The sequence below is a fragment of the Aerococcus sp. Group 2 genome (assembly GCF_905125285.1).
Lineage (GTDB): Bacteria > Bacillota > Bacilli > Lactobacillales > Aerococcaceae > Aerococcus > Aerococcus urinae_E.
Genome location: NZ_CAJHPA010000001.1, coordinates 35,516 through 52,493, shown reverse-complemented (window position 1 = coordinate 52,493; position 16,978 = coordinate 35,516). Strand labels below are relative to the sequence as shown.

Here is a 16,978-nt window from a genome sequence, read left to right as displayed (position 1 = left end):
AATTTACAATAACCATTATCATCCAAAAATATTTTAATTTTTCATCTAATTATTGTCTCAAGATTTTTCCAAATCTACATTTTGTTGTCTAACTTAATTAACAAAGGCGTTCTATACAGTGACTTAAAGTCACCATATTAACGAAATATAAGAAATTTATACAACTCAAATTAACGCAATTAAAGAAACGTTATTCCACATGTATCTACATCTGAGTATATTCGGAAACATAATTTGTATAACTCCCTCGACGAATAAAACGTAGACACTATTGTCAAAAATCTGTAGCTATTAGAAAGACTAATAATGTTTTCCTCTAAAGTGTATAAAAAAAGATTTTAACTCATAATTAATTATACATTGACATAAAACGTAGAACTGTTTCTTCAATTTTAAATTTATCGTCAACAACTTCCTTATGATTTCGTCGATAATTACTTTTTAACTCTAATATCTGACTTATCCAAGACTTATTATTATCATCATTAATATCTAAAAAATTTATGTTATTACTTATTATAACTTCTCGAGAAATATTTTTTGATGCCAATACTGGCAAACCATTTACTTGCGCCTCAATTAAAGATAGTGGTAAACCTTCATAAAAAGAAGGAAAAAGAAAAATATCCATTGCAGATAAGTATTTATTTACTTCGGATGTGTTACCAACAAATATGACTTTATCAGCAATACCATCCTTAAAAACATTTTCTTTAATTCCTTTTTTCATAGGACCTCCACCTACTAACATTAATTTAATATTATTATCTATACTTAATACCCCCTTAAGTATAGATATTAATTTTTTATGATTTTTAACAGGGACAAATGTTCCTGTATGTCCTAATACTATTTCGTCTTGTTGTATTCTATATTTATCTCTGATTAATTCTCTATAATCTTTATTGTATCTAAATTTTTTATAGTCAATTCCATTATTAATTTTTTGTATTCTATCATTTACTTCCCCGAATACCCACTGGCTAGCTTCGTCAGAAACACTTGCTAAAACAATATTTTTTTTCTTAGAAATTTTATGTTGATTAATTTTATGTACAATATTATGGATTAACTGTAACTTTCCTTTATTGGTAGAAGCACTATGGGCATGAATAATAATCTTTGAAACTCTATAATTTAGTGCCGCTTTTATTGCCTCGATATTAGCTAATGAATCTGTATGAAAATGAAACACCTTATATTTAGAATGATTTTCTCTCCAAAAATCATTCCAAACTTTTCTATATCTTATAGGGTTACTACGAAAACTTGGAAAAGGAATGATTCTTCCGCCTAATTCAATAATTTCTTTGTCCATATCTGCTTCATTTTTAGTATGGACTGCAAAATCAAACTGATATTTACTCTTATCTATGTTTCTATAGACATTCATAATTAAATTTTCCATTCCACCATGATTCATAGCACCAACATAGTGCAATATTTTATCCATTTAATAACAGTTTCCTTTCAATAATTAATATAACTATCTAAAATTACTTTTTCTAACTGCATTACTCACTAACTAAATCATAATGGCTATAAGACCTTATAATTAAGCCTTTTGCCTGGATCATTTTATCCCATTAGGTAAATTCTTGTTTGCGTATGCAAAATTATCTTAAAAATGAATATCACCAATATAAGAAATCAATATTTTTGCTTACATACTATCATAATCTTAGAATAATAATTCAAGGCTATTGATGTGATTAAAGCAAGCATCATTACTGCTGATCCATTAATTATTTCTCCTTTGTAGTTAGCTATTATCATAAATAATACAATAGACGCTAGCAAAAATTTGTTAGATATTCTTCGACTGAGATTAATAAAAATTGTTAAATATAAAGTAATCACATAAATTAATCCACCCTTAAAAAGATCATTAACGTAACCAATATCTGAATTAAAACCCAGAAAATATCTAGCCTTTTCACCGAAGGCCCTATGCCCAGTACCAAATATCAATGAAAGGCCTTGGGGAAACTTCAGAAAATCTTGTGTTAACGACTGCGTATAATCACTTCGATCACCATGAAGGATATAATTGAAGACATCAGCAATGGAGGTCGTTAACCATTGCAATTTATCACTATCTTGGAAAAATCTTGGTACCAAAATAAGAAGCGATATGATAAAGAAGGTCATTATTACTGCATTTAAAGATATACGAGTAAATAACTTTTTAAATACAAACATAAGAAGAACCAATACATATATGATAAAGCCTGTTCTATTGTTCAACAGGACACTCCACGCTAAGAATAAAGAATAGAATAAATATTTTATATTCATTTTTTTATCAACTATATATAGCGATAATATTCCCATAAAACTTTGAATGAAAGGTAGGGCAACCGTATATCCACTTCCAATCCCATAAATTCGATGGTTGGTAATACCTAATAAATTGAGGCTAGGATTTTCTCCTTCAATATATAACATGTTAGCAAATTCTTTGAATCCAGGAATTAAAACCATTAGTAATGAAATAACGGCCTGTGATAATCCGATAAATATAATATATTCTAAGAATTTATTGTTTTTATATATCTTTTCATACCATATGAATAAAGATATATAATTGATTAAGTTATAGCACATTACGATATTTGAAACATAATCAAATATGTAAAAACCATTAAGATAGTTTACAATACTAACATAAGCTGTCAAAACGATAAAACATATGAAGATATGTACTACTTTCATCTTTTTAACAAAACTCAGCAATTTTCGATTCAATAATATTATATTCGCTAAACTTAAAAGCAAAAGCACTATTGATGGTGAAAATAAAGAGCTTATAAAACTAAAATTTGGGGTGTAAAGGATATAAAAGGCATAGAAAAATAAAATAATTTTTTTTATATTAATCACTTTGTCCACCCTCTATAATATTCGAATATAATTTTAATAATCTTTCTTCCATCACATTCCAGCTAAAATATTTATTATATATTTCTTGAATTTGAATTGGGTTAAATTGCCTATTTACAGTTCTATTTGAGAAACCTAATAATTTATTTTCAACTGCTTCATATGAATATTCCACTGTTTCTCCTATTGAAAATTGATTAATAATACTATCGAAACCTGTTTCTTCGAACATTAATATTGGTTTTCCTAACATGAGAGCTTCATAAAATTTATTAGGAGCTGAATATATATGATTAGGAATAGTAGGCTCATAAAGAGCAAACAATAAATCACATTGCTTTTCTAAGGATAATGTATCACTATAAGCTAACTTTCCATAATAAAAAATATTTTCATATTTTTTTGACAATGTTTTGAAATCAGGTTCTAGCTTTCCAAAACCGCCAATGTGTAATTCTATATTTTGGTGTTTTGAAATTATATCTGCAATTTCTTTTAAAAACCTTCCGTCTTGTAAAATACCCACATAACATAATGAATAACAATCATTAGTGCCTTGCTTTTGAAAACTTTCATTCAAATTTAAACTACTATCGGGCGTATTATGAATCACTTCTAAATATTTGGGATTAGTCCCGATAATCTGTTTTTTTCTTTTTTCGGTGCAAATTATAACTGCATCCGCATTGTTTATAATATGACGATCTATTTTTTCTATTAACGATTTCAAGTTATTTGGAACATTAAATGCATCCACATAATAATCGAAAATATCATAAACAAACTTTTTAGAGAAAAGTTTAGCACAAATATAGCCAATAAATGCTGTATCAAAATCACACGCATGGATGACATCATACTGATCTTTATTTTTGAATAGCCAGGTAAGCATACATTTTTGAAATTTTGAGAGAGGTAAAATATTTTTTTTGAAACCAGCTCCGAATTCTGATTTAATTCCAAACCTGTAAATTGGAGCATAAAACTGATTAAATTTTAAAATATCTTTACTATCAATCTTTGACTCTCTATCCCAAGCCAAGATGGAAACCTCATGGCCTCCTTTTAATAAGCTAGCTACTTCTTTCTCAACTCTTGAATCTGGATTTACAGCATTACTTCTTAAAAAAATAATCTTCATTATGGCCTCCTTTCTCATTATTTACTATAAATTTTTTCCATTTCCTGATTAATTACATTTTTATCAAAATCGCTAATTTTATTTAAGTTATATCTCCCAAACGATAGTCGCTTGTGTTTATCCTCAATCAATGACTTTATTTCTTTTACATATTCTTCTACTGTATTATTACACAAGTATCCGCCCAAATTATGATCGATTAAGTCGGAATTTCCTCTTATATCAGACGTAATACAAGGAAGCCCGGTTCCCATTGCTTCCATCAATGAAACAGGTAATCCCTCTTGTAAAGAAGGAAAGACAAAAATATCTGTTACTTGAAGAATTTTATCAACATCAGAGCGATAACCTAAGAGCGATACTTGTTCTTCGAGGTGTTCTCTCTTTATTAGCTGGGTAAGTTCTTCCCTTAATTCACCTTCACCAATGATTAGATATTTTATATCATCATTTTTAAGTTCTGATAGCGCTTGAATTATAACTGAATGATTTTTACGAACTGATAATTGACCGACACTTGCCAACACAATCGAATCACCTTTTATTTGTAATTCCTTAGTTAGCTTTGGATCTCTATTCTTAAAATCTTTTTGCTTAAATTTTGAGGCGTCTATTCCAATACCATTAATTTTTACTACATTATTTCTTACTCGAAATTTCGCCGCACGTTCATAATCTTCCTGATTAATCGTGATTAATGTATCAGTATATCTAGCCATCCATCGCTCAATTGGATAAAAAATTAGCCAATTCTTTAGTGGCGCACCTTTAAAGAAGTGAAATCCGTGAGCGGTATAAATCATTCGCGCTGAACTTTTTCGAAATGCATAGCGACAAATCACCGACCCAATCGGTGAGTGACAATGAACTAAATCGTAATCCCTATCAGCCAACTCTTTTGTTAATCGATAGGATTCTTTTATATCTTTAATACGTGACAGCTTACGGGGAATTGGTATTTGAAAACACCTTATGCCGCTATTTTCGAGCTCTTGTTTGAACTCTTTTACCCGTTCATCAGAGGTGATACTTCCTTCTTCAAAATTACAGGCGACATCCACTTGATAACCTAGTTTTTGAAGGATTTTGATATTATTCATATTAAATAAATCGATCATCGAAGCTACTGAAGCGTACATTAGTGCTTTTTTCATCAATAACCCTCTTCCGTTATTTCAATCGTTCTTCTAAAACTTTTAACAGCTTTATTCAAGTTGTCCGATAACACTTTGTCATAATATAAATTTCCAAAAACTTTATTAATAACATTAATTGGTAAAGCAAAACGTATGAAAGGACTTAAGCCCTTGATTAAAGCTAGTTGGTGATTATGAACTTTTGCAATCTCTTTTACCATTTGACTAGTAGCCACATATTCTTCATTTTGTGGATAAAAATCGCCAGTCAATTCTTCATCGATAATTTGAGTTAATGCTGCTGATAGATTGTCGATAAATAGCATACTTCTCTTATTGGAGTAATCTGGAAAGATTGGTGTCTTTTGAGCTAATTTCGATAATTTAGGAAAGTTCCCCTTCGATCCTGGCCCATAAACCATGGGTGGACGAACAATGGCTACTTTAAACTGATCGTCTTCTAATTCTCGCAACCCTGCTTCTGCTTGTAATTTACTATCGCCGTAGAAATTATCTGGGTTGGTTGGTGTGTCTCTTGTAATTTTACTTACCTTTGAGCCAAAGACGATAATAGAGCTCATAAAGGCAAATTGGCCAACACCTTCTGCTTTCGCCTTCTTAGCTGCTTCAATGGTAAGGTCTCTATTGACTTCATAGTATAGGTCTTCCAATTTCGGATCGGAGGAGTTATGAGCAATCCCTGCCACATGCAAGATCGCATCATAAGTCGACCAATCACTTTGCCGCCAAGAACTATCCCTGAGACTTTCTTTCACCACTTCATAATCTTCCGGCCATTGGTTAAGCCATTTCTCAAATTGGTTTCCGATATAAGAATTTTTTCCCGTAATTAGGATTTTTTTCATCTATCTTCATCCTCCAATTCTTGCTTGGCTTTTTTAATGGCTCCGGTGCCACCTTCAACGACGCCTTCATGACGAATCACACTGATAATAGTTCCAAAGAAACATTTAATATCCATGGCTAGCCCCATATTTTCAACATATTGGCCATCGAGGCGGGCCTTGACATCAATCGGAAGCTCATCACGACCATTAATTTGCGCCCATCCGCTTAAGCCAGGCAAGACATCATTAGCCCCATATTTTTCCCGTTCATCGGCTAAATCATCTTGGTTCCATAGGGCGGGCCGAGGACCAATAATAGCCATCTCCCCTTTTAAGATATTAATTAATTGAGGCAGTTCATCTAGACTAGTTTTTCTTAAGAAGGCTCCTGATTTAGTAATAAAGGCAGCTGGATTATTTAATAAGTGAGTCGGCATATCTGCTGGCGTTTCCGATAGCATGGAGCGAAACTTGTAAATATAAAAAAAATCTCTATTTTTACCAATGCGCTTTTGTTTAAAGAAAACTGGACCTTTTGAGTCCAGTTTTATCCAGAGTGCTATCAATAAAAATAGAGGAGAAAGTATGATTAGGCTGATCAGAGCTATTATAAAATCGATGACTCTTTTTACTTTTAAATACATTACTTTCTCCTTTTTATTTACTCTTCTTCAACATCAAGGTGGACAAAGGTGGTCAATTTCTCACTTAACTTATCATCATGGCCACTAAGGTCTAAACCTTCCACAAAGTCTCTGCTCTCTTTCAAGCTCTTGTTGTGGACCTTACCCACGAAGATCTTGTCGTCGACTTTGCGGTCAGTAGTTTCATCATCCAAGAGTAGGGTTTCATAGAGTTTTTCACCTGGACGCATACCCACGTATTTGATCTCGATTTCATCTTCACTGTAACCACTAAGGGTAATCATCTTACGAGCTAAGTCTTTGATGTAGACTTCCTTACCCATGTTGAGGATAAATAATTCCCCACCTTCTGCCAGAGCGCTAGCTTGAATAACCAAGCGACTAGCTTCTGGAATAGTCATGAAGTAACGCCGCATGTCTGGATGGGTCACGGTGACAGGTCCACCAGCCGCAATCTGTTTCTTAAAGAGCGGGATGACAGAGCCCCGACTACCTAAGACATTGCCAAAACGTACCGCAGAGAAGGTGCATTGACTTTCTTCATTGAGACCGGTGACGATCATTTCCGCAATCCGCTTGGTTGCTCCCATGACATTAGGTGGATTATTGGCCTTATCGGTGGAAATCATGACAAAGCGTTCCACCCCATTTTCTTCCGCTGCCCGAGCCACATTATAGGTCCCGTAGATATTATTCTTAACCGCTTCAGTGGGATTGTATTCCATCAAGGGCACATGCTTATGGGCCGCGGCATGGTAGATAATATTGGGTTGGTAGAGTTTGACTAAGTCGTTAATGTGTTCACGGTCTTGAATATCAGCGATAATCGGTACGATTTGGACCCCACTTTGGTTTAAGTGGTTGAGTTCCCGATCAATGAGGTAGATGGAATTCTCCCCGTGGCCCAGTAAAAGTAACTTGGCCGGGCCAAATTTGAGCAGTTGCCGGCAGATTTCTGACCCAATTGACCCTCCTGCGCCGGTCACCAGGATGGTTTTTCCACCGATGGTATCAATGGCCGCTTGGTCATCGAGTTCAATTTCTTCCCGACCCAAGAGGTCATTGATTTCAATATCGCGCATAGCGACTTGAAGGTCTCCGGCCATAACTTTTTCCACTTCCGGCATTTGCTTAACCGAAACGTCTTTTTCATTGGCTAAGCGGATTACTTCTTCCACCTTTTCTGATGGAAGAGATGGCGCGGTAATGGTAATTTGATCCACTCGTTTAGCCTTGATTATCTCTGGAATTTGTTCGATTTGCCCAAGGACGGGATAGCCACGTAAGTAAACGCCCTGCTTGTTAGGGTCATCATCGACTAAACCGACAATAGAAAAGCGGTCACCAGCCTTGGCGAAACTTTCAATGAATAAGTTGCCGGCGTCTCCAGCTCCAACTAATAATAAACGTGGCGCATCAGTTTGAGTCTTGGCTCTGACGTGGTTCTTTTCGTCGACGTAGGTCCGCCACAACATCCGTGCCAATAGCATAAAGGCGGTCGCAAAGAATAATAAGAGGAAACTGTAGCGGTTACTTACCCGGCTGAAGACCATGGTACCGGTAATAAAGGCTACCGCACCGGCGATAATATTAGCTAAAACCAGCTGCCTAGCATCCGAGAAATTAAAGAAGCGGATAATTCCTGAGAAACTATGCTGCTTGAAAGAGACTAATAAATAGACCAGTAGATAGATGCTGGCTATGGTCGCGTATTGAAATAAATTATTATGGACGTAGAACTGGATCAAATAGACCGACAAGCTCGCACTTAGCAAAACACTAAGGGCATCACTTAAGATGATCGTTGCCTGCTTCCTTCTTCGGGTTAATTTCATTCACTAAAACCTTCCATCTTTTTCAATCCTTTAAATGCTGACATCTACTTAAAACAAACCCAAAAACTTCTTCTTCCGAATCGAACTCACCCCACCAATATCAATGGGATCACCATTAACTAAGTCTCGGGCAGTCTGGTCAAAGCGCTGGCTGGCTACCTTACCAAAGTGTTTCTCTACTTGGTCGTAAGCCTGAGCCAAGTCAAAGGGTCGGCGTTTGGGGTGGTGGGCATCTGAAGCCACCACATGAATTAAATTGGCTTCAATTAGGTCTAGGGATAGTCGCTTGACTTGCCGACCTAGTTTACCGTTCAAAGAGGCTGCCGTGACTTGGCCTAGAGCTCCCTTTTCCACTAAATCTTTTAAAATCTCGGGATTCTTTTGAATGGCCTTGTTGCGTTCCGGATGGGCGATAACAGGACGAATGCCCTGAATACCCAGTTCATAGAAGATTCGGTCGGTATACTGGGGCACTCCTCCAGTGGGAAATTCAATCAGGAGATACTTATTAAATTCATCGTAGAAGCAGATCTCACCTTTTTTAATGTTTTCCAGAATTTCGCCATGGAGACGGAGTTCTTGACCAGGAAAGAGGGTGATATTGATCCCCTCTTGGTCTAAGCGACTCTGAAAACTTTGGACCGCTTGAACCACCTGGGGACGAGGATTCATCCAAGACCGGTTCATATGATGGGGAGTGCAGACGATATGGGTCACTCCCTGGTTTTCAGCCTGTCTAGCCAAAGCCAGAGAATCCTCGATCTGCTTGGGACCATCATCCATGCCCATTAAGATATGGCAGTGTAAATCAATCACAGGATCTTACTCCTTCTCGCTTTATTCTTCCTCGTAGTAGTAATAGTAATCTTCGGTTCTTTCAGTCCGGTTCATGATCACCCCTAGGACATTGGTATTGACCTTGTCTAGGAGGGCTTGGCTTTCCTTGACTTCATCCTTGGTACATTGACCATAAGGCACCACCACTACCGTGCCATCTACCCGGGCTGATACCACTTGAGCGTCAGTAGCCGCTAGGACTGGTGGGCAGTCCAAGACAATGATGTCAAAGACATTACGCAATTGTTCCATTAATTCCTGCATTCGTTTCGAAGCTAGGAGTTCAGACGGGTTAGGAGGAATCGCCCCACAGGTTAAGTAGAATAAATTGGGAACATAGGACTTCTTAATCACTTGGTGGATCTCTAGGCGGTTATCGGTCAAGAGGTTAGTTAACCCTCGGTCGTTAGGAACGCCAAAGGTCTTGTGAACGGTGGGTTTACGCATATCGGCATCCAATAAGAGGACCCGCTTATCATCACTAGCAAAGGCCGCCGCAATATTAGCCGCTAAGAAAGACTTCCCTGATGAGGGACCTGGAGAAGTGATATTGAAGGTTTTCAATTCCTTGTCCAGCATAGAGAACTGGATATTGGTCCGGATGGTCCGGAATTGTTCGGCCATGGCTGACGTGGGATTATCAACCACCACCAAACCGGGACGGTCAGCTGGCTTTTTGATTTCTGTTTTTTTCTTTCTACCAAACATGGTTGATAACCTCCTTAAACACGTTCACGTTGCCGCTGACCACGGTCTTGGTCAGGGTGGTAAATTTGTTGTAACTCGTTAGCCTGGTGGGTAACTTTGAGGTCATTTTCAGATAATTCACTGACCCGGCCCAACATGTTCCAGCCAATTTCCTTAGTCAAGAAGTCAACGTCCTTAACAGTGTTATCAGTGAGTTCATGAATAAAGGCAATCACGAGACCCACGCCCATTCCGAGGACTAGACCAATTAAGAGAGCTAAGGCCTTACGTGGCGAAACCGGTGCCTGACTGGCTTGGGCCTTGGAGATGATCGAGACATTATCGATGTTCATCATTTTACGGATAGCCTTTTGGAAGACGTCTGCCGTGGTGTTAGCGATGGTAGCCGCTTGTTCGGGATTAGGATCCTTTACAATAATAGAAAAGACCTGGGAATTATTCTTACTTTCCACTGAAATCTTTTCCCGAAGTTGATCGGGATTTTCTTGTAAATTGAGTTGGTCAATCACTGGACTTAAAACGACTTCATTTCGAATAACATCAGAATAAGTATTAATTAATTGCAGGGAAGCGTTAATGTCCTGGTTGAGGGTATTGTTTTGCCCTTTACTATCGCTTTGGTTAACTAAGATTTCGGTAGAGGACTGGTAGATAGGCGTCGCTAAGACAAAGGCATACCCTGCTGCTAAGAGGACTCCTACCAAACTACTGATAAAGATGACATAGATATGCTCTTTGATGATCTGCCAGAGATCTAATAAACTAATTTCTTCTTCCATCGCTAATCAACACGACCTTTCCTATTTATTGCTTTATGCATGGAAATAGCGCTTGATTAGAGCGCTATTTGACTGGTAACTATCATTTAAGTGTTAGAGATTTAATTCCTGTTTTAAGGCTTGGGAAGCTTGATTGATATTGGCTTCTGGAATCATTTCGTAGTAGACTCCATCAATCATTTGTCCACTGCCCTTCAGTTGCGCCTGGTTAATATGATTGGCCGCTCCCCGGTAATTGGTAAAGAGGTCCTTCATATCCGAAAAGGCCATATTGGTTTGAACGTTACTTCCTATAGTGTTTAAGATTTCTTGGTAGTTAGGAAGCGATGATAAGGAAGCTGCTTCCTTAAGACAAGCCAGAATCACTTGGCGTTGGCGGGCTTGGCGGCCGTAGTCCCCTTCTGGATCATCATGGCGGTTGCGGACATAGGCCAAGGCAGCTTCACCATTTAAAGTGGTCGCTTGTCCTTGAACAAATTGGTGACCATCTTCAGTAAATGAGATCGGTGGTGTTACCGTCACCCCGCCTAGGACATTGATCATATCTTCCAAGCCCTGCATGTTGACAGACACATAGTAGTCAATGGGAATATCCAGCAGGTTTTGCACGGTTTCTACCGCTCCCGCTGGGCCACCATAAGCATAGGCATGGTTGATCTTGTCTTTGTTGCCATTCGGTAGAATAGTGGTATAGGTGTCCCGAGGGATGGAAAGCAAACTGGTTTGTTCCGTCTTGGGATTAACGGTCATCACCATCATGGTGTCTGACCGCCCTTGTTCCGTCCGACCTAGAGAACCCGTATCAATTCCCATTAAGAGGACCGAAAAGGCCTGATTACCTTGGCTCAAGTCAACTTGACCATTCCGCTTGGACTTATAGTCAGCAGCTTGATACATTTGGTCAGAGGTTTCTTTGACATCACTATAGGCCTTAAAGGCTATCCAGCCTCCTATACAAAGAAGGATTCCTAAGATGCCAAGCACCCAGGGCCAAATCCGCCGTTTTTGGGGTCGCTCTATTTGAGATCGATAGTCTTCACGAGTCGAAGGCCGTTCACGATGCGATCTTCTATTATTATCAAAATTATCTGTCATATACTTTCTTTCCTTAAAAGTTTTCTTTAAAGTGATTCTCATTAATTGATCATGATATATGAACATCCCAAATAAGCCTGAAAAATAGGCCTATTTATCAATTTTCATAATAACACAACTTTTTTTGCAATAACATATGAAATTATTATAAAAACGTTATCATTTAGCCAAATAAAAGAGTCTTCTTGGACAAATAAATTAAATAAAGGCCCAGTCTCAGACTAGGCCTTTATCTTGTCTATATAAATTTAATTTTCAGTATTATTAACTTTTTTATTCTTTACTCTTAGCAATAGCATCAGCTACCGCTTCTTTAAGGGCATTGGAACTTAAGGTAGCGCCAGAAATGCCATCAGCATCAGTTGAATTAGCGGCAATCATGGCTTGAGGCAGTTCTGAAAATACTTCGTGACCTTGTTGTTCACTTTCATTGTGATTAAGGACAGTGATTTCTCTTAACTTATCCCCTTCAAGAGTCACCAGCACATTCAGTTCATCTCCCATTCCTGAATGACTAGTCCCCAGGTATTGATTATCTTTTAATTGGAGGTCTTTAGTGGCAGTTCCTTTGTCTAAGTCACTTTGGAGGTTAGCGCTCTGCGTTTCTCCTGCCCCTTTTAACTCAGGTTTTGGTTGGTCTTTTTCTTGAGCGGCGTTTTCACCTGCAATCTTACCAAAAATCAGACATTCAGCGATATTCATTCCCCCTTGGTACATGCCCGGAGTAATCCCACCCAGTTCACCAGCACCGTAAAGATTAGGAATGACTTGGCCATGACTATCTAAAATTTCCGCTTTAGAGTTCCGACGTGGTCCCCCTTGGGTATTTAACATAGTTTGTACGATCGGAATAGCGTAATAAGGACCTTCCGCATCAAAAACCGTCATAGTATCTGCTGACCGACCATAAGTGTAGTCCTTGCCTATTTCAGCAAAATGATTAAAGTCCGCAATTGTAGCTTCCAAAATTTCACTATCAAGATCTAATTTCTGAGCTAATTCAACTAGGCTATCGGCCTTGACTGCTGCTTTGGCATAATCGACAAAAAGGCCATCCGTTTGGGTAAGTTCTTCATACTTCTTATGGTCAAAGATAATATATGGTTTGGCTTGTCCTTGAGGGACCCGCCAAATTCCATGATTATAGATATGACCATGGCGGTTTGCTTCATCTTCCTTGAAATAACGCGTTCCGTCGTCCCCAATGACTAGGATACTGCCGTGGGTCAAAGGTTGGGTACCAAAAGCATGTAAGGTGGCCCTTTCTCCAGCTGGGACATCAAAGGCAGTGCCGTGATACATGCCCAAGGATTCATAGTTAGCCATATGCCAGAGGTCAGCCCCGACTTCAAGTGCCATAGTTACCCCATGGCCTTGGTTATATAGTCCACCTAAGGGAGCCAGACGACTTTCATTGAGATAGTCTTTAACCATTTGCGGGTTGTTTTCAAAACCACCTACAGCTAAGACAACCCCATTTTTAGCTGCGATATTAATGGTTTGACCCTGGCGTTCGACTTGTACCCCAAGAATTGCTCGAGTATCAGGATCTTGGAGGAGGTGTTGAGCGGGTGATTCGAACCAAACATCGATGGAATCGGCCCGATCTACTACCTTTTGCCGCAAAACCTTCCACAAGGCAGCGTCAAAGATCCCCTCATGAACGGTAAGGAAGTTATAAGTTTCTACACCTTCAAATTCTGGATATTCATAAACTGCTGATTCGAGTGGAAACTTATCAAAATGGTCTTTGATACTATAAGGTTCAACTTCTAAATAATCACGAACGTAGTCTTCCATATTAACCAAGCCATCAATATAGGTTGATTTTACTTCTTCGTCTAAATCCATACCCGCCATCAGTTCATCATAATATTTGTGCATGGCTTCCTTATCATCAGCTGAACCAATCAATTGGGCACAATAGCGAGTGTTGCCCCCTTCATGGCCATTAGGAGCGGAATCGACTAAGAGCACCTTAGCTCCCCCGTCACTAGCAAAACGAGCCGCTGTCGCTCCTGCTCCACCAAAGCCGAGGACAACCACATCATATTCCGCTGCGTAGGTCGTTTGTTCATTCACTAACATCTTCGATCTCCTTCCTTTGTCGCTTATTTAAAAATCCGCGTAAGAATACGCTTACATTTACATTCTAAGTATACTATTCTTGTGAAGAAAATAACAGAATTTCTTCTTAAAGAAAGATTTCCATTAATAAAGCACAAATATAAAAAGTGACGAACACTAGCGGCCGTCACTTTCACTCTCTGCTTCAAACAGAATCTCAGAAAAATCTAAACTTATGATAAATTGCTCTTCTTGAACATCCCCTGCCATCTTTATCCCCATCTTCTTGGCAGCGGATTGAACAATATTAAGACCTAAGCCAGAAGCTCCCGACTGACGATAGCTCTGTCCTTGCTGAAAACGTTGGAAGAGGTCTGATACTGAACGAGATAAGAGATGCGTTAAGTCATTTTTAATTACCAAGAAACCTTTTTCATCCAAGCTGATCTCAACTTTTTTATCACCATGAACAAGGACATTCTTGATTAAATTCTCAAATATCCGTTGTAAGAGATGACTGTCTCCCTGAATATAGAGGGCTTGATCTGGCAAGGAAAAGTCCAAGTCCATCCCCTTATCTTGAAAACTATTGTAATAGGCTAGAAAATGGTTGACTAGGTTTTCCTTCAAATCGATTGTCTCTAGGGCTAATGGATAGTCATCGTCTTCAATTTTCATATAAGTAAAGAGCTGGTCCAGTAGTAGGGTCAAGCGGTCTAAACGTTCAGATAAATTGGCCAGGTAATGCTTGCGCTCAGTTTCTGAATCGGATTCATCCAAGAGTTGGAGGTACCCCTTTATGGAAGTCAGTGGGGTACGGACGTCGTGTGAAAGATTCAACAAAAGCTCTTGTTGCAGACGGTCTTTCTTCTCTAAAGCCAACCGTAATGTACGTTCCTTGGTCAGGCTGGCATTAATATTTTTCGTAAGTTGGTCAAAGGCGGGGCTATAGAGTCGCTGTCTAATCAGTTGATTAGTCTCCCGTTGATTAATCTCCTCTAATTGTTGACTGAGATAGACAACTTCCTTTTGGCTAAGATAGAGCATTAACAAGAGACCAATAATAATTGCTAAAGCGATAATCAAATAAAGCACCAGACTCACCCTTTTCATTTTTATTCAGTATAAGCAAAAAGCTCTGGCCTTTCTAGAAGTAAAATAGAAAGAACGCAGAGCTTTAAAACAAGCATCAATGGTCAAAGTGAAAATCCATTTTTTCAATACGGTGATAATTAAGTAAAGTGACTAAAATAATCTGACTGAGGGCTAAGGCCAGAAGTTCTAAGAACTGGCCACTTTGGCTAAATTCTATGCCTTCATAGCGGATAAAGAAAAGCCACTTAGCTAATGGGAGCTGGAGCCATTCACCGATAAAAGCGATTAAAGAGGACAGCATTCCCACGGATATCAGGGCCCCAATCAATACGCTCACAGTCCGACTTTGACTGAGGAGCGTGATTGAAGAACAGATCGCCATAATCATCAGCAAAAGACATTCAATGAGGAGAAAGTGTTTACCTAATGTAAGGAAATCTAAGTCGGTAAAGGCTTGACCTGAGAGATAATGCGTTATCACCCCAAAAACTAGCCCCAATAGTAAGGAAAGTAGTCCATAAATTAAAGCTAGGCCAAATTTGGCAAACAGCCAAGACCTGCGCGCATTTTCTAGGGGCAGGAGGTTCTTCAAGTAGCCCGAAGAGAAGTCTATTCCTAAGAAGAGGACAAAGAATATCCAGGAAAACTTACCCATGTTCATCATGAAGGACCAAGCGGCGCGATCCACTTTAAAATTAGCATAGGCTTCCTGGTGAAAAACTTGATAGGCCTCCTCATCCAAAGTCGGACTAGGCACAGGTTCAAATTCAATCCCTGCCTGCTCATCAGCTGGCTTGGTGGCTTTCTTCTCATAGTTTGCCTGGTCTTGGTCTTGCTTTTGCTTATAGACTTGGTAGTCTTGCCCATAGCCGTAGTGTTGGGTGGCATGGTAGCCAATGCCCCCTATAAGAAACATCAAGCAAATAATCACATAGAGAGCGGGACTTTTAAGCATTTTCCTCAGGTCAAAACGGATAAAATTAAGCATCATTCCCACCCCCAGTCAATTGCATATAGTAGTCTTCCAAGGAATTTTCCGAGTAGGCGAAGCTTTCAAATAGTATTCCTGCGCGTATGAGGCTATGGGGGATTTTTTCGGCTTGATCTAAGTATTCATAAATATAAAGGGTGTGGTCATCGACGACTAAGAAGTCCTTAAGGTCAAGATTTTCTTCCAAGTAGGCTAGGACGGTTTTGAGATCATGACTCCTTAAGACTAATTTATTGCGATTTTCTTTTTCTAGTTCTTGCCTACTCACTTCTTTAACCAGACTCCCCTGGTGGATGATGCCGATCTTATCAATCATCTTAGCCAGCTCACTGAGAATATGGCTAGAGATCATGATGGTCAGCCCTCTTTCCTGGTTGAGCCGCTGGATCAGCTTTCTAAAATCAGCAATCCCTTGAGGGTCTAAGCCATTAGTCGGTTCATCGAGGAGTAAAATATCGGGATCCCCTACCAGAGCTAGAGCCAAACTTAAGCGCTGCTTCATGCCTAAAGAAAAACTCTTGGCCCTTTTCTGTTTGACTTGACCTAGTCCGACCAGTTCCAGAAGATCTTGAACATAATTTGGCCTCCGAATCCCCATAGCCTCACATTTCAGCATGAGATTATCCCTAGCCGATAGGTGGGGATAGAGTCCCGGACCTTCGATCATCATCCCTAATCTTAAATCATGAGCACTGCTGGCTACCCTTTCATTGAAGAAAGTGTAGGAACCTGATGTGGCTTGGATCTGTCGACTTAATATCTTTAGGAGGGTGGTTTTCCCCGCCCCATTTCTGCCAACTAACCCATAAATCTCTCCCGCTTTTACCTGGATAGAGACCTGGTCTAAGGCCACCTGCTGACCATAGCTTTTAGATAAGTTATCGGTTTCAATTGCTAAATTAACCATCGTCTTATTCCT

15 protein-coding genes are annotated in these 16,978 nt (G+C 38.8%); all 15 read right to left on the bottom strand.

What is annotated here, in order from left to right; genetic code table 11:
• Nucleotides 1-349: 349 nt before the first annotated feature.
• Nucleotides 350-1,453 carry a glycosyltransferase gene (locus JFU01_RS00280; RefSeq protein ID WP_195855381.1) on the bottom strand — a complete coding sequence of 368 codons (1,104 nt, stop codon included), beginning with the start codon at nucleotides 1,451-1,453 and terminating at the stop codon, nucleotides 350-352.
• Nucleotides 1,454-1,650: 197 nt separating this feature from the next.
• Nucleotides 1,651-2,883: a hypothetical protein gene (locus JFU01_RS00275; RefSeq protein WP_195855380.1), complete on the bottom strand. Its 1,233-nt coding sequence runs from the start codon at nucleotides 2,881-2,883 to the stop codon at nucleotides 1,651-1,653.
• Nucleotides 2,876-4,024 (bottom strand): glycosyltransferase, encoded by a 1,149-nt coding sequence (locus JFU01_RS00270; protein WP_195855379.1) that lies wholly within the window; start codon nucleotides 4,022-4,024, stop codon nucleotides 2,876-2,878. The genes JFU01_RS00275 and JFU01_RS00270 overlap by 8 nt, the downstream gene beginning before the upstream one ends.
• 17 nt (nucleotides 4,025-4,041) lie before the next feature.
• The gene (locus JFU01_RS00265; protein WP_198434166.1) at nucleotides 4,042-5,178 is read right to left on the bottom strand and encodes a glycosyltransferase family 4 protein; all 1,137 of its coding nucleotides are present in this window, start codon (nucleotides 5,176-5,178) and stop codon (nucleotides 4,042-4,044) included.
• Entirely contained in the window at nucleotides 5,178-6,026 is an 849-nt protein-coding gene (locus tag JFU01_RS00260) for an NAD-dependent epimerase/dehydratase family protein (protein ID WP_195855377.1), read from the bottom strand. The genes JFU01_RS00265 and JFU01_RS00260 overlap by 1 nt, the downstream gene beginning before the upstream one ends.
• Nucleotides 6,023-6,652, bottom strand: a complete 630-nt coding sequence (locus JFU01_RS00255) for a sugar transferase (RefSeq protein WP_195855376.1) — start codon at nucleotides 6,650-6,652, stop codon at nucleotides 6,023-6,025. Before JFU01_RS00255 ends, JFU01_RS00260 begins: the two co-directional genes overlap by 4 nt.
• A 17-nt stretch (nucleotides 6,653-6,669) precedes the next feature.
• Nucleotides 6,670-8,487 carry a polysaccharide biosynthesis protein gene (locus tag JFU01_RS00250; RefSeq protein ID WP_195855375.1) on the bottom strand — a complete coding sequence of 606 codons (1,818 nt, stop codon included), beginning with the start codon at nucleotides 8,485-8,487 and terminating at the stop codon, nucleotides 6,670-6,672.
• A gap of 48 nt (nucleotides 8,488-8,535) precedes the next feature.
• Nucleotides 8,536-9,303, bottom strand: a complete 768-nt coding sequence (locus tag JFU01_RS00245; protein ID WP_195855374.1) for a tyrosine-protein phosphatase — start codon at nucleotides 9,301-9,303, stop codon at nucleotides 8,536-8,538.
• 21 nt (nucleotides 9,304-9,324) lie between these two features.
• Nucleotides 9,325-10,032, bottom strand: coding sequence for a CpsD/CapB family tyrosine-protein kinase (locus tag JFU01_RS00240; RefSeq protein WP_195855373.1), 708 nt, complete (start codon nucleotides 10,030-10,032; stop codon nucleotides 9,325-9,327).
• Nucleotides 10,033-10,046: 14 nt separating this feature from the next.
• Entirely contained in the window at nucleotides 10,047-10,811 is a 765-nt protein-coding gene (locus JFU01_RS00235) for a YveK family protein (RefSeq protein WP_195855372.1), read from the bottom strand.
• A 93-nt stretch (nucleotides 10,812-10,904) separates the two neighbouring features.
• On the bottom strand, nucleotides 10,905-11,906 hold the full coding sequence (locus JFU01_RS00230) for an LCP family glycopolymer transferase (protein ID WP_230086912.1): 1,002 nt from the start codon (nucleotides 11,904-11,906) through the stop codon (nucleotides 10,905-10,907).
• A gap of 273 nt (nucleotides 11,907-12,179) precedes the next feature.
• Nucleotides 12,180-13,994 (bottom strand): FAD-binding protein, encoded by a 1,815-nt coding sequence (locus tag JFU01_RS00225; RefSeq protein WP_195855371.1) that lies wholly within the window; start codon nucleotides 13,992-13,994, stop codon nucleotides 12,180-12,182.
• 156 nt (nucleotides 13,995-14,150) lie between these two features.
• Entirely contained in the window at nucleotides 14,151-15,068 is a 918-nt protein-coding gene (locus JFU01_RS00220; RefSeq protein ID WP_195855370.1) for a sensor histidine kinase, read from the bottom strand.
• A 94-nt stretch (nucleotides 15,069-15,162) separates the two neighbouring features.
• Entirely contained in the window at nucleotides 15,163-16,059 is an 897-nt protein-coding gene (locus tag JFU01_RS00215; protein WP_195855369.1) for a hypothetical protein, read from the bottom strand.
• Nucleotides 16,049-16,966: an ATP-binding cassette domain-containing protein gene (locus JFU01_RS00210; RefSeq protein WP_195855368.1), complete on the bottom strand. Its 918-nt coding sequence runs from the start codon at nucleotides 16,964-16,966 to the stop codon at nucleotides 16,049-16,051. The genes JFU01_RS00215 and JFU01_RS00210 overlap by 11 nt, the downstream gene beginning before the upstream one ends.
• Nucleotides 16,967-16,978 lie beyond the last annotated feature (12 nt).

Bases quoted from the DNA above. Each gene is read 5' to 3' on its own strand.
- JFU01_RS00280 (WP_195855381.1), bottom strand. From the start codon at position 1,453: ATGGATAAAATATTGCACTATGTTGGTGCTATGAATCATGGTGGAATG.
- JFU01_RS00270 (WP_195855379.1), bottom strand. From the start codon at position 4,024: ATGAAGATTATTTTTTTAAGAAGTAATGCTGTAAATCCAGATTCAAGA.
- JFU01_RS00265 (WP_198434166.1), bottom strand. From the start codon at position 5,178: ATGAAAAAAGCACTAATGTACGCTTCAGTAGCTTCGATGATCGATTTA.
- JFU01_RS00260 (WP_195855377.1), bottom strand. From the start codon at position 6,026: ATGAAAAAAATCCTAATTACGGGAAAAAATTCTTATATCGGAAACCAA.
- JFU01_RS00255 (WP_195855376.1), bottom strand. From the start codon at position 6,652: ATGTATTTAAAAGTAAAAAGAGTCATCGATTTTATAATAGCTCTGATC.
- JFU01_RS00250 (WP_195855375.1), bottom strand. From the start codon at position 8,487: ATGAAATTAACCCGAAGAAGGAAGCAGGCAACGATCATCTTAAGTGAT.
- JFU01_RS00240 (WP_195855373.1), bottom strand. From the start codon at position 10,032: ATGTTTGGTAGAAAGAAAAAAACAGAAATCAAAAAGCCAGCTGACCGT.
- JFU01_RS00235 (WP_195855372.1), bottom strand. From the start codon at position 10,811: ATGGAAGAAGAAATTAGTTTATTAGATCTCTGGCAGATCATCAAAGAG.
- JFU01_RS00230 (WP_230086912.1), bottom strand. From the start codon at position 11,906: ATGACAGATAATTTTGATAATAATAGAAGATCGCATCGTGAACGGCCT.
- JFU01_RS00225 (WP_195855371.1), bottom strand. From the start codon at position 13,994: ATGTTAGTGAATGAACAAACGACCTACGCAGCGGAATATGATGTGGTT.
- JFU01_RS00215 (WP_195855369.1), bottom strand. From the start codon at position 16,059: ATGATGCTTAATTTTATCCGTTTTGACCTGAGGAAAATGCTTAAAAGT.
- JFU01_RS00210 (WP_195855368.1), bottom strand. From the start codon at position 16,966: ATGGTTAATTTAGCAATTGAAACCGATAACTTATCTAAAAGCTATGGT.